This is a genomic window from Xenorhabdus cabanillasii (assembly GCF_003386665.1).
Taxonomy (GTDB): domain Bacteria; phylum Pseudomonadota; class Gammaproteobacteria; order Enterobacterales; family Enterobacteriaceae; genus Xenorhabdus; species Xenorhabdus cabanillasii.
On record NZ_QTUB01000001.1, the window covers coordinates 2,927,431 to 2,942,570 of the forward strand.

The 15,140-nt window shown below is 38.2% G+C and carries 10 protein-coding genes and 5 pseudogenes; 10 read left to right on the forward strand and 5 right to left on the reverse strand.

Going from position 1 to position 15,140, the window contains the following annotated elements; all coding sequences use genetic code 11:
- Positions 1-63 precede the first annotated feature (63 nt).
- Both BDD26_RS13705 and BDD26_RS13710 read left to right on the forward strand, forming a co-directional pair.
- Entirely contained in the window at positions 64-4,194 is a 4,131-nt protein-coding gene (locus tag BDD26_RS13705; RefSeq protein WP_115826832.1) for a non-ribosomal peptide synthetase, read from the forward strand.
- A 141-nt stretch (positions 4,195-4,335) separates the two neighbouring features.
- A pseudogene (locus BDD26_RS13710) lies at positions 4,336-4,516 on the forward strand (IS6 family transposase); the annotation flags it as partial.
- A 14-nt stretch (positions 4,517-4,530) separates the two neighbouring features.
- On the opposite strand, the gene BDD26_RS13715 reads toward BDD26_RS13710, so the two are convergent.
- The 4 genes and pseudogenes from BDD26_RS13715 to BDD26_RS20855 form a co-directional block, all read right to left on the reverse strand.
- Positions 4,531-4,737 (reverse strand): transposase, encoded by a 207-nt coding sequence (locus BDD26_RS13715; protein WP_170140409.1) that lies wholly within the window; start codon positions 4,735-4,737, stop codon positions 4,531-4,533.
- Positions 4,738-4,862: 125 nt separating this feature from the next.
- Entirely contained in the window at positions 4,863-5,597 is a 735-nt protein-coding gene (locus BDD26_RS13720; protein WP_038265664.1) for a class I SAM-dependent DNA methyltransferase, read from the reverse strand.
- Between the two features lie 106 nt (positions 5,598-5,703).
- A complete protein-coding gene (hpaB, locus tag BDD26_RS13725; RefSeq protein WP_115826834.1) occupies positions 5,704-7,266 on the reverse strand; it encodes a 4-hydroxyphenylacetate 3-monooxygenase, oxygenase component in 1,563 nt (520 codons plus the stop codon).
- A 981-nt stretch (positions 7,267-8,247) separates the two neighbouring features.
- Positions 8,248-8,329, reverse strand: a pseudogene (locus tag BDD26_RS20855) (hypothetical protein); the annotation flags it as partial.
- Between BDD26_RS20855 and BDD26_RS13735 the strand changes: the two are divergent.
- From BDD26_RS13735 to BDD26_RS13755, 5 genes and pseudogenes are all read left to right on the forward strand, one after another.
- The gene (locus BDD26_RS13735; RefSeq protein WP_425330443.1) at positions 8,315-9,331 is read left to right on the forward strand and encodes a KS-MAT linker domain-containing protein; all 1,017 of its coding nucleotides are present in this window, start codon (positions 8,315-8,317) and stop codon (positions 9,329-9,331) included. The pseudogene BDD26_RS20855 and the gene BDD26_RS13735 overlap by 15 nt on opposite strands.
- A gap of 239 nt (positions 9,332-9,570) precedes the next feature.
- Complete coding sequence (locus tag BDD26_RS13740; protein WP_115826836.1) at positions 9,571-9,987, forward strand: DUF1801 domain-containing protein; 417 nt, start codon at positions 9,571-9,573, stop codon at positions 9,985-9,987.
- 151 nt (positions 9,988-10,138) lie between these two features.
- Positions 10,139-10,690 (forward strand): ACP S-malonyltransferase, encoded by a 552-nt coding sequence (locus BDD26_RS13745; RefSeq protein ID WP_170140410.1) that lies wholly within the window; start codon positions 10,139-10,141, stop codon positions 10,688-10,690.
- Positions 10,691-10,884: 194 nt separating this feature from the next.
- Positions 10,885-11,256, forward strand: coding sequence for a beta-ketoacyl synthase N-terminal-like domain-containing protein (locus BDD26_RS13750; RefSeq protein ID WP_115826838.1), 372 nt, complete (start codon positions 10,885-10,887; stop codon positions 11,254-11,256).
- 87 nt (positions 11,257-11,343) lie between these two features.
- Positions 11,344-11,817 (forward strand): annotated as a pseudogene (locus tag BDD26_RS13755) (transposase); the annotation flags it as partial.
- Between the two features lie 34 nt (positions 11,818-11,851).
- Here the strand turns inward: BDD26_RS13755 and BDD26_RS13760 are convergent.
- Positions 11,852-12,202 (reverse strand): annotated as a pseudogene (locus BDD26_RS13760) (IS1 family transposase); the annotation flags it as partial.
- A gap of 180 nt (positions 12,203-12,382) precedes the next feature.
- Here BDD26_RS13760 and BDD26_RS13765 point away from each other — a divergent pair.
- The 3 genes and pseudogenes from BDD26_RS13765 to BDD26_RS20270 all read left to right on the forward strand — a co-directional run.
- Complete coding sequence (locus BDD26_RS13765; RefSeq protein WP_115826839.1) at positions 12,383-13,786, forward strand: ParB N-terminal domain-containing protein; 1,404 nt, start codon at positions 12,383-12,385, stop codon at positions 13,784-13,786.
- Positions 13,787-13,870: 84 nt separating this feature from the next.
- A complete protein-coding gene (locus BDD26_RS13770) occupies positions 13,871-14,743 on the forward strand; it encodes a DNA adenine methylase (RefSeq protein WP_115826840.1) in 873 nt (290 codons plus the stop codon).
- 150 nt (positions 14,744-14,893) lie between these two features.
- A pseudogene (locus BDD26_RS20270) lies at positions 14,894-15,125 on the forward strand (IS1-like element transposase); the annotation flags it as partial.
- Positions 15,126-15,140 lie beyond the last annotated feature (15 nt).

Below are 15,140 nucleotides of genomic sequence, written 5' to 3' on the forward strand. Positions count from 1 at the left end.
TAAGCCATTTTTGTCTGGTGAAATTATAGATACGTTATTTTCATCTCTAAAGTAAGGTGATATATGAAAAATGCAGAACAAATAATCGGTCTCTCCACTGAATCCACTGAATCTCGTCTACAAAGAGAAATACACTATATCACTTCGAAAGCCCCGCTGGATTACTGGCAGAAACAATTATTGGGTATCTCTCTATTACATCATTTTCCTGTGGATAACCCGCGTCCAGAAAAACCCAGTTTCAAAAAATGTACACTACAGCAACGTATCTCAAAGGAGTTAGTGCAAAAAATAACCAAATTATGCGCCAGATATGACGTTACATTATTTACGTTTCTGGAAACCGCTTTTGCGCTACTTCTGAGCCGTTACAATCATGAACAGGATGTTCTAATAGGGACATTTATGCCAGAAATAGTGCATGATGAAACGCAAACGTTAATCAATTCCTTCACAAATTTACGGGTTATCAGGACAGATTTATCCGATCAGCCAACTTTCAGTGAATTATTAAAGCAAAATCACCGCACTATTTTGGAAGCTTACGCGCAGCAGGATCTCCCTTTTGAACAATTGGCGGCAGTATTCAACCCGGATCAGAATCTGAATTATCACCCTATCGTCCAAATTGCTTTTACACCGGAAAAAACGTCTCAGCATAGGACAGTACTGCAATCTAATGGTGAGGCATATCCGCCTTTGAAAAATCGCCTGGATTTAGATATCCGAATTTATGAAGAGGATACGGATGAAATCTATATTTTATGGCATTATGCCACTGAACTGTTTGAAAATGTGACGATTGGAAGATTAATCGCCAATTATCAGACTCTGCTTACCAATATCACTGGCGTGATGAATTCATGTGAGAATCCTGAACAGGAGCCTGTTATTCATCATATTCCATTTTTATCCGATGCCGAAAAACACACGTTATTACACGAATGGAGCGGGCCACGGAAAGTGTATCAATCCGCACGCTGTTTCCACGAATTGTTTGAAGAACAGGCCGAAAAAGTACCTGAAAACACTGCACTGATTTTTGGAGATGATTCGCTGAGTTATCGGGAGCTCAACGAACAAAGTAACCAGCTTGCACACTATCTGATTGAGCAGGGAGTTAAGCCGGATATGCTGGTTGCATTTTGCCTGTCAAGATCACTGCAGGCTATGGTGGCGTTGTTAGGTATTCTTAAAGCCGGTGGTGCGTATGTGCCTTTAGATCCCACGTATCCGCAAGCTCGCCTGCAATATATGCTGGAGCACAGTGAAGTTAGTTTGATTCTGACTGAAACACAACAGGTAGAAAAATTGCCTGTTAGTCAACAAAAAGTAATTTATCTGGATGCACAAGAGCTGCGTTCGCATCTGCAAACACAACCAATGACAAATATCACTGACCGTTCAGCGCCTCTGACAGAAAATCATCTGGTGTTTGTGAGTTATACCTCCGGCTCGACAGGCAAACCGAAAGGTGTGATGGTGAAACATAAGGGCAGCGTCAACATGGCATTATCGGAGGCCACGCTGTTTGGCATGGATTCAAATAGCCGAGTATTGCAGTTTGCCTCTCTGAGCTTTCCCGCGATTACTATGGAAATAGGAATGGCTTTTCCTTATGGTGCCACGCTGTTTCTAATTTCAGAAGAGCAGCAGCGTACTCCGGAGCTGTTGGACGATATCGTTGAAAAGTATCAGATTACCCATGCTTTACTGCCGCAGGCATTATTACCTCATCTGGATTTCGAGAAGTGGCGTTCGGTTTCATGTCTATTGCTGGGAGGGGAAGCCCTACCATCACAAATAGCGCTCCGATGGAAACCGGGTAGAAAGCTATTTAATGTGTATGGCGCGGTAGAGCTTTCCTCTATGGTGACGGCGGGTTTATTAAGCGATGACCGGGTTACAATTGGAAAACCTCTGCCAAATATTGTTGCGCGTGTGCTTGATCCACTGGGTGAGTTAGTACCGGTTGGTGCTGTCGGGGAGCTGTATATCGGCGGTGTTCAGCTGGCAAAAGGCTATCTGAATGCCCCGGAAATCACGAAAAAGCAGTTTATCCGTGCGGCGGCAGGTTTATCCTATGCGGATGATAATACAGAAAATAGACTCTATCGGACAGGAGATTTAGCCCGCTGGACTTCGAATGGTCAACTAGAGTATGTTGGCCGGGCTGATTCATTAGTGAAAATTCGCGGTTATCGAGTTGAATTAGGCGAGATTGAAGAAGCGTTAAGCAAACATGATGCGCTGAATAGCGCTGTAGTGATCACTTACGGCGAGGGCGACGATAAAAGACTGATCGCTTACGTATGCCCAAATGAGCAATGGCTTGCGGAAAGAGTAGCAGAGTTTAATATTGGTGACGTTGAAAATAAAATAGGCAAATATACGGGAAGCTACCGGGACTTATCCGTGATCCGCCGTGAACTTTCAGAATTGCTTGAATCAGCACTGAGAAAGCAGTTACCTGATTATATGGTGCCCAGCCTCTATATTCCGCTGGAACGAATGCCACTCACACCAACTAAAAAAGTAGATAAAAAAGCGCTGCCCATACCAAATGAAAGCGATTTACATCAGCAAGATTATATTGTACCTAGAGATGAGCTTGAAGAAACGCTGTGCCAGATATGGCAAAACCATTTGAATGTTAATCAGGTGGGAATTAAAGATAATTTCTTTGCACTCGGTGGACATTCACTTTTAGCAGCGAAAATTACGGCGTCCATAAAAAGTTGTTTGAACAATAATATTTCTATATATCAATTACTTACTAATCCGACCATAGCTCAGATTGCAGATCTTATTAAGAAGATGAAAGCACCGGAAATAATGATATCTGAACCGATGCAAACGGCCTGTGATGAGAAAATAGCCCTTGATAATTGTCAGAAAGTCTTTTTCCCTTTGATACAACAGCGATGGTTAGAGCAAAGCTTACATGTCTCCATTACTTTACTGGTCAATAGTAAAATAGATCTCAGTGCCCTGAAAAAAAGCCTGAATGCCGTTTTAGGCCGGCATGAAAGTTTACGTTTAAAATTCTATCAGCAACATGGACAGATTTTTTCGCGACCTGACAATGAGATAGCAATCGATTTTCAGATCATTGAATTACAATTTAAAGGAAAAGATAAAGAAAAGTTAATCCATGAAATTGACTCATTCTGGAAAGAAGAGAAGAAGATACCGTTTGATATTTATCATGAACCATTAATCAGGGCATTTCTGTTTCCTGTTTCGGAAATAAGTGCAGTATTATTGTTTGATATTCACCATATGGCTTTTGATGGTTGGTCAATCAATATTTTTCTTAAGGAATTGTTGCAACTGTATGCCGCCTATTCACAGGGAAAAGAGCTCACGCTTCAACCAGCCGCAATGCAGTATTCTGAGTACATTCATACTTCGAAGCAACTGCAGAAAACAGAAAGATGTCAAAAACAGCTTCAGTTTTGGCAGCATCAGTTTGCAGATCTTAATAATCAGTATGATCATCTGCCTGATTTCAGTACTCATGCAGCATCAAATGGTCATTTTAATTTTCGCGATATCAGGATATCTCCTACATTAAATAAAGCGGTTTCAAGATATTGTGAAGCTAATAAGATTACGCCTTATATGTTATTTATGGCTCTGTTCCATACCTGCATTTTTATGAATTCAGGTGAGTCGCAAATTATCATTTCTACACCACAGTTTGATCGCGCCAGTATTGAAAGCCAGCAAGCAATCGGGATATTGTTGAGTTTTTTACTTATAAAGTCCAACCTTAACAAAGAGATGAGTCTAAATGATATTATTCAGCAGATCAGCCAGTTTAGTTATAAAGCACTAGAAAATTCAGATATTAATATATCGTCAGTCATTGATTTCGTCGGTGAGAAAATCAGAGATGTTATGTTTAATATTATGTTTATCTATATTGATAATTACCTAGATGTCGCGAATGACGAAAAAGAATTATTCGATAATTTGGGTGTCGAGCCAATAATGCTTACTGAAACGCCAATAGAATCACTGGGAATGTGTTTTTTTAACCAACCAGAAGAGCCGATATGTGAGCTAGGATACAACACCGAACTGTATTCGGAGGAATGGATAGATAATTTAATCAAATATTATGAACAGTTGATGAATATCATCATATCGGGTCGAGAGCACGAAAGCATCCGTCATTTCTATCACTGACATAGGTTGTTGGCACTGGGTAAAAACCCAACATCAATCAGTTAAGGAATTGCCTGATCAGATCGATTGACCGACCCTAAGACGGGTTCTCAAATACCCTCATCACTATTAGGTCATGAGGGTTTTTTGGGGTGACTGACGATATCCCTTATCCGAAAGACGTTCAGACGCCTGCATTCCCTTGTGGATATGTGTTCGCAGGTATCTGGCTTACGCATTGAGCCTGTGTAATCTGGAAGCAATGATGGCTGAGCGTGGGGTAATCGTCGATCATCCCGCGTTTTCCTGCTGGGTTCATCATTTGGTTCCGTTGATTATTAAACGCTACTGGTGTAGTCAGCCTGAGGCTGTCCCTATCTTACCGGCAGGCGTTATCCCCTGCATTTCGGCCTTGTACTGGCGAACCCATTTTCCTGGGATGCTGTTGTCGATCCCCAGTAAACAGGCGACATCGACAACCCGCTGTTGATGTAGAACAACCTGCTGGACCGCTTCCAGCTTAAATTCAGCGGAATATTGGCGTTTGGTTGGTTTCAATTTCATCATCATACCTCATTGTCATGTTAATAAGATTAGCAAGCTTTTGAGGTGTCCGGGATTCTTATACTGCTACCATCCGATCATAGCTTAATGAGACAGAATCATCTTGAAAAGTGACTGGTATAAATTTAAAAATAGCAAACAAATGGTGTCTCAAAACAATTGTTTTTGTAATCATCCCAAAAGTGAGATGGGTAACTATCAATATCACTTTGTAATAACATAGGCTCATGCCATTCAAGCTTTAACCCTGCTTTACGGCTCGCTTCTTGATACTGTTCACGACTCCAGCGATACATAGTAAAAGAGATAGGTGGTGTAGACATAAGTTCAACCTTATGACGGAGACCATTTTGCCAAGGTTCTTCGCTTAAAATATTGAGATGATATTTTTTACAATTTCCTTTTGCTAATCTGTAATCAGGCGAACATATATAGGATATTAATTTACCAGAAGGACTGAGATTATTTGCAATGGATTGAAACATCATTTCCAATTTTTCTACTGACTCTGAATAGTGCAGTAACCAAGCGGCAACTATCAAGTCAAATTTTCCAAATGATTCCATTGTGCAAACGTCTCTTATATGAAATTCAATATTATCTCCATCTTGCTGAGATTTCTTTTTAGCAAGCTCTATCATTTTATCAGATATATCAACACCAACAACTCTTGAAGCACCATGACTTTTGAATAACCAGCTGTAGAGACCATATCCACAGGCTAAATCTAATACGGATTTTCCTTGTATATCTCCGGCCAGGTTGAGAATAGTGCGAATTATTATTTTCGCCTGGGGAGCTGAATTGGTAAAATCTTCGTAAAGATGTGCAACAGGGTTATAGATAATATTGTCTTTCATAATCACATGCTCTTAATTGATTTATTTTATTAACAGGAAATGCACCCCCGCAGACTTCTAGTTGCTGCTTGCAAGATTATTATTTCTTAACCTCCCGCAACTGATTTTATTTCAACAACGTGTCAAACACGTTAATATCATGGTTGTTGTGTAAATGTGGGACTGTCCAGCCGTTCACGTCATACTCAGAAAGACAGCGATCAACTAACTCCGTCATTTTTTTCATATTGCCAGAACCATAAGCATGACGCAGGCAGTTCAACCTGAGTTCATCTTGATTGCCGGCATAGTTGATCTCATACAATTCATGACGCCCGCCAAATTCGCTGCCAATAGCATCCCACATTAATTTTAAGACTTTGATGCGCTCTATGTGGCCCATTCCGTTAGAACCGCACACGTATTTCTCAAGATGCTGATTAATAGTAGGGTTGTTTATATCGCGCACACTAGATGGCAGATAAATTAAACCACTGGCGACGTTATATTCAATAATATTCTTGATTTTTGTATAAGCGATGGGGGCCATTACGCGATAAGCATGGACTGACTGCATATCCAATTGATAAGCGCTACCTTGCCACGGTTTGGATTCTGAACACATTGCACTTGCCAGAGACCAGCACAAATTACGCCACGCGACAACTTCCCCCAGGTCAGCCTGAACTCCACGGAAATTCACAACGCCGGTACATTCCAGACTTTTTTGCAGCAGTCCAGTTATAAAATCCAGTTTGACACAGAGACGTGAACAAGACTGCAATGAAGACAGCCCAGCAAACCCGCTTTGAGCCATCCAATTTTTGGCGCGCTCAAAGTCGCGATAGACCAACACATTTTCCCAAGGAATTAACACATTATCCAAAATCAGGATAGCGTCATTTTCATCAAACCGACTGGAGAGAGGATAATCGAAAGGTGATCCTATGGCACTGGCGACGAATTCATAAGAGGTGCGGGAAATAAGTTTTAGGCCTTCGGCATCCATAGGTGCCACGAAGACTAGAGCAAAGCTAGGATCGTCACCGAGTGCCTGAGTTGGTGCGAAACCGACAACACTAAAGTTTGTCAGTGCAGCGTTTGTTGTCACAACTTTGGCACCGCTGACGATAATCCCGGCATCGGTCTCTTTTTCCACCCGCATAAACACATCTTTGATCTGGTCTATCGGCTTGTGGCGGTCAATTGGTGGGTTGCCAATGGCATGGTTCAAAAAGAGACACGATTCCTGAGTACGCTGATACCAATGACGTGCGTTGTCGGCAAACTGACCGTAATACTCAGGATATGCTCCCAAAGAACAACAAAAAGCTGCTTCAAAATCCGGTGAGCGCCCCATCCAACCATAATTCAGACGTGCCCATTCAACAATAGCATCCCGTTGTTGAAGGAACTCATTCGGGTTGGTTGCAAATCGAAAAAACTTGTGAGTATAGCCGCCGTTGCCCGTATCGGTATCCCAACATAACGTATCTCGGTTTTCCGGGATATGAAGAGACTCATACTGTTCTGCCACTGATGCCGCTGAGTTGCGAAAAGCCGGATGGGTGGTCACATCCTTTACCCGTTCACCATAGATGTAAATTTCCCGGCCATCTTGCAAGGAGTTCAGAAATTCTTTACCCATAAATGGGCGTTTTTTATCAGCGTATAAATCTTCAGGTTTCATAGCCACCTCATAATTGAAAATATTCCTCTGTTCTCATTTTTTACCCCCGACATTTCGCACTGTATTCGTAATTTGTTGTTTTAATTAAGTATCAAAACAATGTATAAATTTTATACAGACAATTTAAAATCAGTATATTATAGATATAATTGCGTAATGACGGTTACACATACAGAGGTATTCATTTTTTCTTATTTATGAAATTATCATGAATTTCATTTTTTATATAATTTAATCTATTAATTATAACTTCGTTTATATCTATCGATTTTAATATAGACTTTGTATTTTATGTCACTCACCAAAATATAATAAATTCATATTGAAAAATGAGCAAGCATTCCACGACTATATATTTTAAATATTTTTATTTTTTATCCATATGGTAATTATTGATAAAATAATTAATTACGTATGGAAATTCGGATGACTGATATATTATTCGGTAATAAAATTAGAAAGTAAAATAAAACTATCATAAAGTATGTATTTTTTGAAACTCCACCTCATAAAAATATTATATGACGGGTATAAAAAATATATTCAATCTCAACAACCACCGACTAAAGTCGGTGGTTTTAACTTTTCATATGGAAAAAATAAATCAAGACACTTTCGCTCGAAATCTCTTTGTTAGTATTACATAACCTTTTAGTTTGCAAGTCACTACAGATAGTTTCTTTAGAAACGATAATCAGATCATAAATAAAGCTTTTTCTATCTGAGATAATATCTTATTTCTTAACTTACTGTACATTATAGATAAATTTTACTTATCTATTAAACACTCAGTTTATTTACTCTCAGGCTTCATCTATTAACCCGGTGTACAAATATCTATTATTTGTCATGCAGCATATCGGATACAGCGATGCTGGAAATAACGAGCAACATGTTCAGACCTTTTCTGTAGTAGCCTCATCATGTAACTTCGGGTCTTTTTCACTCATTCTTGCGGATTTCTTGCCGGTGAAGAGGCTCGGATAGCATTTTTCAAGTCGCCATTGAGGTACTCATCCGGGTTTAATTCGGGTGAACAGGCAGGCAAATAAAACTCTTCAATTTAGCGGTTGCTGATGGCGACGAGGTATTAGTCAAAGTAAAAAGTGCGGCAACTTGGCACGGAGGGCAGGGGGATTCCATTACTGCACCAAATGCCTCTACCCATGTGAATGTCATGGAAAGAGCATTTCGAAAAGCACAGGCGGATGCCGGAAAACTACAATATGTTGAAGCTCATGGTATTGCATCTAATGTTGGGGATCTCAGTGAAGCCGATGCCATTGCAGCGTTTTTATCAAAGCCAGAGCACACATCCTGTGTGGTCAGTTCAATGAAATCGAATGTGGGGCATCTTGAGGTATGTTCCGGTATTGCAGGATTTGTACGAACAATACTGGCGATTAAACATCAACAGATACCGGGTATTTCTGAATTACATGCGCTTAATGCAAATATTGATAGCAACCGGTTACACATCAAAAATACCGGTCAGTCATTTAATGAATTCAGAGGATTAGTGGGTTTACTCTCATATGGATTAGGTGGGGTTTCTGCATTTGTACTTTTAGAACCTTTTATTGATCAATCTGAAAATTTGCTTATTGAAGATAAAGAACATTGGTTTTGCCTGTCCGCAAATAATATTGAGTCATTAAAACGGTATGTAACTTCGGTGATAGAACAAATCCACCAGTATCGCCATATCACACCGTTATCTCAGTTGATATCGACATTACGTTTTTATCGAAGGCACTTAGATGTGCGGTTAGTGGTAAAAGTCGGCAGCTATGAAGAGCTGCTTGATAAATTAGCGGCATTTTTGGCAGGGCACATCGTAGATGGATTACACACCTCTGTGAACTGTCAGGATAATGATGTAATGCCGACAGCATTCCCAGAAGCATTGCGCATGTGGTTAGAGAAAGAAGGCGGTGATGGAGAGATGAACCTATATGAATCAACAAATAACTTTCTGACAGTCGCGGGAATAGAAAAAGCAGCCGATGAAATACTCTCGTTGTATAAAGAGATCATATCCCAACTTCCCGAAGGGAGACTTTGATATGGAAAAGTTTGAAGAAATAAATATCTGGGAACGATGTTGTTGTACCTGACAGTGAACTACGTAAGAAGTATGTCTCTTATAAAGAGATGGGATGGGTGGGGAATTGATTGCTAAAAGTGGCATGTCTTTTGGATAAAATCCAGAAACCGTAATATCATAAGGTTTGTTTTTTAATCCAAAGACAGGATTGTGTGAGATAGTCACAATGCACAAATTAACGATAAGGTAGCCATCTTATGAAAGAATTTCAAAATGACGAAGTTTACTCGGTATTTAATAATTACCCTGAACGATATCAAAAAATATTATTGACGATAAGAGAATTAATATTTGATGTCGCATCAGAAACGGCAGGAGTTGGATTAATTACTGAGACTTTGAAATGGGGGCAACCTAGCTACCTTACTCTTGAAACGGGATCGGGAACCACAATCCGGTTAGATCGTTTCGGTCATTCGCATGTGGCTATCTTTTTTCACTGCCAGACCACATTAGTTGATACGTTCAAAACACTTTTTCCCGAACTGATTTATTCAAAAAATCGGGCAATAGTCTTAGATCCAGAAGACGATTTACCAACAAATGAGTTGAGTATATGTATTGAAATGTCACTCACTTATAAGTTGAGGAAAAAAAATAAACACTTCATTTAGAAAACAGGATGTGAACAATGAAAACATGTACTGTCGCAATGTTTCCTGGACAGGGGGCCCAGTTTCAAGGTATGGGACGCAGCCTGTTTGATAAATATGAATACCATATGAGGCTCACACAACAGGTATTGGGGTATTCACTTGCTCAGGTGTGGAAGGTGAAACCAGCGTTCTTAACAGAACTGAATTCACACAGCCCGCTCTGTTTGTCATTAACATTCTTTATTATTTAGAAAGCTTAGAAAAACACGGCACAAACACTGAAATCTTCGTGGGCCATAGCTTAGGTGAATATTGTGCTCAATTTATTATTTCAGGTGATAAATCTGAATTGTCGCAATTTAAAGAAAAGGTGTTAAATGTGAAAGGTATTTATCACCCTTTGCAGGTTAATGGCGCATTCCATTCAAAAAGAATGGCAAGTATTGCAGAAGAATTTAAAGGCTTTCTTGAACATGTTGATATTTTTCCACTGAAAGCCTTTGTATTATCTAATGTGACCGCTGACTTTTATCCATTAAATAATCGGGAGCAATTAATAGATTTATTAGTTAAACAGTTATCGTACCCTGTGCGTTGGCAACAATGTATGGAGAAATTACATTCAGATAAGCATATTATTGGTTTTGAATATGGGCCGAAACCGGTGGTAGGCCTATTAGCTAAAAAAATATTGGGTGAGCGTATTACGTTGATGGAATAATACATTAATTATTTAAAATAAATAAAAATTAATTATATTCGTAATGGCTAATTAATAAATTATCACCATAATCGTTATTTTAAAATAACCTGTTTGCATAGGATAAATATTTACTCTATGCGAAGGGTTGGTTTCACTTATTTAAAATAAATGATTGTTTATTGTTTGCCAAAATAAAAAAAGGAGAGCTATTGATGGAATATTCTATCATCGGCGTAGCTGCATATTTCGGTGGAGGTTTGTCATTATCTCATTATTGGCAGATATTGGTTGACGGCGGATCTCTGATTGGTGTGATAGGAGAAGAGCGCTATCAACTTAATAACCGCCAAACACCGGTTAAATGGGGGCTTAGGGAAAAGATACGCGGTATGTTTCTTGAAAATATTGATAACTTCGGTAGACATATCTTTCCTTTCTCAAGCTCTGCAATTATGTTTGCAGACCCAAGGCAGAGATTGTTTCTGCAAACTTGCTGGCAGCTCCTTGAAGATGTGGGGTTAGCGGCATCAACGCTGTCTGGCAAGAAGGTGGGCGTATTTGTTGCCCGGATGGCTGGTATTTAAACTCTTATGAGAACCTCCAAAAACTTTTCACAGCCACAAAATTGAGCAAAATGTAGACACAGTACATCTCTGCAAGGTAGCGCCGTCATGATACCGCCTCGTTCTGCTTTAAAAAAAGACAAGCTGGCATCCGAATATCACCGTCGAAAAATCGATGAATTAGGTGATCCGCTGCTTGTTCTTGATAAATATGTTGATTTCTCGGCACTGGCTGACACCGTAGACCGTGTCGCGCCACGTAGTAGTTCTCCCAAAGGCGGACGCCCGCCATTCCCGACTGAGGTGATGGTTCGCATCATTATCCTGAAACATTTCCATCATCTTTCTGATGAAAAGATGGAATATCAACTGCTTGACCGAATGAGCTGGCAACGTTTTTGTCGCTTGACCAATGTCATTAATATTCCAGACCGTAACACGATTGGGTATTTCGAAAAACGGATTGGGCAGGAAGATGCCAGGGCATTGTTTGAAGAAGCGAAGCGTCAGCTTTCGGCACAGGGATTCATCCCTCGAGGTGGCCAACTCATTGATGCCACGTTGATTCCGGTTCCTAAACAACTTGTTTTTTTCCAGATACGTATTGGAGTTATTATTATTCACGTTCAATGAAAGTGCTGATGATTTTGTCATGCATTTCAGGTGACTTTGAATAACCGAGTGTTTTACGGTTCAGGCGATTAATTCAGTTACGTAAGGTCAAGTTTTCGCGTTCGATACGTTGAGTAAAATATTTTCCAACCCTATGTTTGGCTGAAGGCAGTAAATTATAGGCACGGTAATTATCAGTACACCAAAAGGCTATCTTGAATTTAGACAGTTTTTTCAATAACTTTTCCAACGTCTTCTTGTTTCGTCTACCAAAAGCAGGAGCAATGATACGTTTTAGACGAGGCTCCCAAGCATACTATAACCAACGTTGGCACTTTTTATTCCCGACGAATGTTCGTTTGGTGACAAAACCGACCTTTTACTTCCACTGTGTCCATGTATGTTATCTCGCAAAAATAAGCATTATAGATAAAGAACAACACCTTGAATACGTGACCAAAATAGCCTATCCTTTATCATACATAAGTTATTCTTATTTTATTACCTAATAACGATTTAATCATGAGATATTGACATGGAAAGAATTAATTTTAGCTCTTGGAAAAAAGTAACTTTAACAGTTTCCGCATTAAAGCTAGATAGAAAAAACCCTAGAATTCCTGACTATGAACCCACAAGAACGACTAAAGATATTGTTCGCTTCTTATTCAAAAATGAAAAAATACAATTATTGATAGAAAAGATAGTCAATAAAGGATTCATTAATCATGATCCTATATATGTAATTAAAGAAAAAGATAGCTATATTGTTGTTGAAGGAAATAGGAGATTAACAGCCTTAAAATGTTTGCTTGATCCTACTTTAGCTCCAACTATCCCAGCACAAAAAAAAATAGAAAAATTGAAAGCAAAATTAGGTAATGAACTAATTGAAAAAATAGAAGTAGTTGTCGCACCATCTAGATTAGATGTTGAAAATATTTTATTTGAACTCCATTCAGAAGGTAAACTACAATGGAGTCGCCAACAAAAAAATAAATTTATTTCAGAAGCTGGGATATCTAGTGGAGAAACGATAGAACAAATAGCAGCTCGATTTGATGTATCCGCCAGCGAAATATATGACTCAGTTCAAGAATATTTAATTGAAAAATATTTCCCATATATAGGGCTAAGTACAGAACAAGAAAGTAAAGCATTAAATAGTTCCTTCAGCATTAGTTTTATGTCTAGGGTATTAAACACTGCCTTATTTAAAGAAAAAACAGGATTTAAAATTGAAGGTAATGCAATTAAAACAACCATTGTTGAAAACAAGTTCAAGAAAATTCTAAAACATATTGTTAGCGATATTTTAGACAAAAAAATTGACTCTCGAAGCCTAAATAAAACTGAAGACATTAATAAATATTTGGAAAAGATAACATTGTCATTATTAAATGAAAAAGATGATGATGATGATAATCCTGTTAACTTCACACCATCCTCAGCCACTGCTAGTAGTGTAGATGATGATGTAAAGCTTACTAAGACAAGAAGAAAAAATCAAAGATTAATAGATGATTCTATAAATTATAAAACCGGTGTAGATAAATTAGATTTCCTAATTCAAGAAGGGCAAAGCTTATGGGTTAATACACATAAAACAGCAGGTGCACTTCTTTTAAGAACTATATTAGAGCTGGCTGTTATTCGTGTATTTGATATAAATAAAAGTAAGCAATTGTGTTTCAATCCCAAAGGACGTACAAATCAGCTATCAGTAAATTTAAAATCTTTGGTGAAAAAGGAAGATTGGTTTCAAAATAAAACTTACTTAAATGATTTAAGAACCTTTATTGACCCAAGTTGTTCTTCTTGGAAATCTTTAGAATCCCTAAATAGATATGCACATGGTGAATTTACAATTCCTGATAAAGACATGTTAGTTCAGGTTTGGATGATAACTAAGCCATTAATTTTATACACTAACATTTAATGTACTGAAATTTAAAGTTTTATATTGTAATGACCAATGGATTAAGTTATAGTTCGTTGGTCATATTTTAGGGTAAAAGGTATAATGAAACCAACATATTCACCATTAAGATATCCAGGGGGAAAATCTGCCATATCAGAAATGGTGTCCTCCCTTATTACCTATAATGATTTAAATTCACATAGCTATGCTGAACCATATGCAGGAGGAGCCGGGCTAGCTCTTTCTTTGCTTTTCTCTAATAAAGTAAAAAGCATTTACTTAAATGATATCGACCGTTCTATATGGTCTTTTTGGAATGCCATATTAACAGATAGTGAGCGGTTTATAAAAAAAATAATATCCACAGATATCACTATAGATGAATGGCATAAACAAAGAGACATTCAACATAATAAAGAGCAAGCTGATATTTTTGATCTGGCTTTTTCTACATTTTTCCTTAATAGGACGAATCGCTCTGGAATTATATTCAAAGCTGGAGTAATTGGAGGGTTTTCACAGTCAGGAAAATATAAACTTGATTGTAGATTTAATAAAAAAGGTCTGGTTGATAGAATAAATAGAATAGCTCAAAAAAAAGATAAGATCCATGTTTACAATATGGATGCAATCGACTTTATGAGTAAAATAAAAAGAAAAAAAATTCTTTTATCTATAGATCCTCCTTATTATGAAAAAGGTTCATCTTTATACACTAATTTTTATCAAAAAGATGACCATTGCAATTTAAGCAAAAATATACTCAAGCTTAAAAAGCCATGGATATTAACTTATGATTTTGCATATGAAATTTATGATTTATACAAAGAGAAAAAGTGTTTTTCTTTTGATTTAAATTATAGTGCTGCCCATAAGCGCATAGGAAAAGAGTTATTAGTCATAAGTGATGGAATAAGTATTCCTGATAGTTTAAAAAATAGCGTATCTGAATTAAATCAATCAGATTTTTTTTGAATTTTTATTATATAATCAGCTCTACAACCGCCAAGCATGGCGGTTTTTTCTTATGGCTTTAGCCAGTTTAAGTAGCGTAAGCTTCTTAAACATAAAACCACCGGTCATGTATTGAATAGTTAGTGATTGTGATATGCTCTAACTTTTTAAGAGTTGGAATACACCTATCAAGCCTGTAAACCCGGCGTTATAAAGAACAGATTATCGATATGGCAATGAATAACGGAGCGACACCGCCCGTGTCCTGAAAGTGGCCATAAGCACCGTCATGACAACGTTAAAAACTTACCCCCGAAACGTGACGCCGCTTCCTCTTGACGGGGATAACATTCAGCTTATCTGTGAAATGGATGAGCAATGGTCGTTTGGGGGGAACAAGAAAATCTATGGTCTCCCC

Bases quoted from the DNA above. Each gene is read 5' to 3' on its own strand.
- BDD26_RS13705 (WP_115826832.1), top strand. From the start codon at position 64: ATGAAAAATGCAGAACAAATAATCGGTCTCTCCACTGAATCCACTGAA.
- BDD26_RS13715 (WP_170140409.1), bottom strand. From the start codon at position 4,737: ATGAAATTGAAACCAACCAAACGCCAATATTCCGCTGAATTTAAGCTG.
- BDD26_RS13720 (WP_038265664.1), bottom strand. From the start codon at position 5,597: ATGAAAGACAATATTATCTATAACCCTGTTGCACATCTTTACGAAGAT.
- hpaB (WP_115826834.1), bottom strand. From the start codon at position 7,266: ATGAAACCTGAAGATTTATACGCTGATAAAAAACGCCCATTTATGGGT.
- BDD26_RS13740 (WP_115826836.1), top strand. From the start codon at position 9,571: ATGAAAGAATTTCAAAATGACGAAGTTTACTCGGTATTTAATAATTAC.
- BDD26_RS13750 (WP_115826838.1), top strand. From the start codon at position 10,885: ATGGAATATTCTATCATCGGCGTAGCTGCATATTTCGGTGGAGGTTTG.
- BDD26_RS13765 (WP_115826839.1), top strand. From the start codon at position 12,383: ATGGAAAGAATTAATTTTAGCTCTTGGAAAAAAGTAACTTTAACAGTT.
- BDD26_RS13770 (WP_115826840.1), top strand. From the start codon at position 13,871: ATGAAACCAACATATTCACCATTAAGATATCCAGGGGGAAAATCTGCC.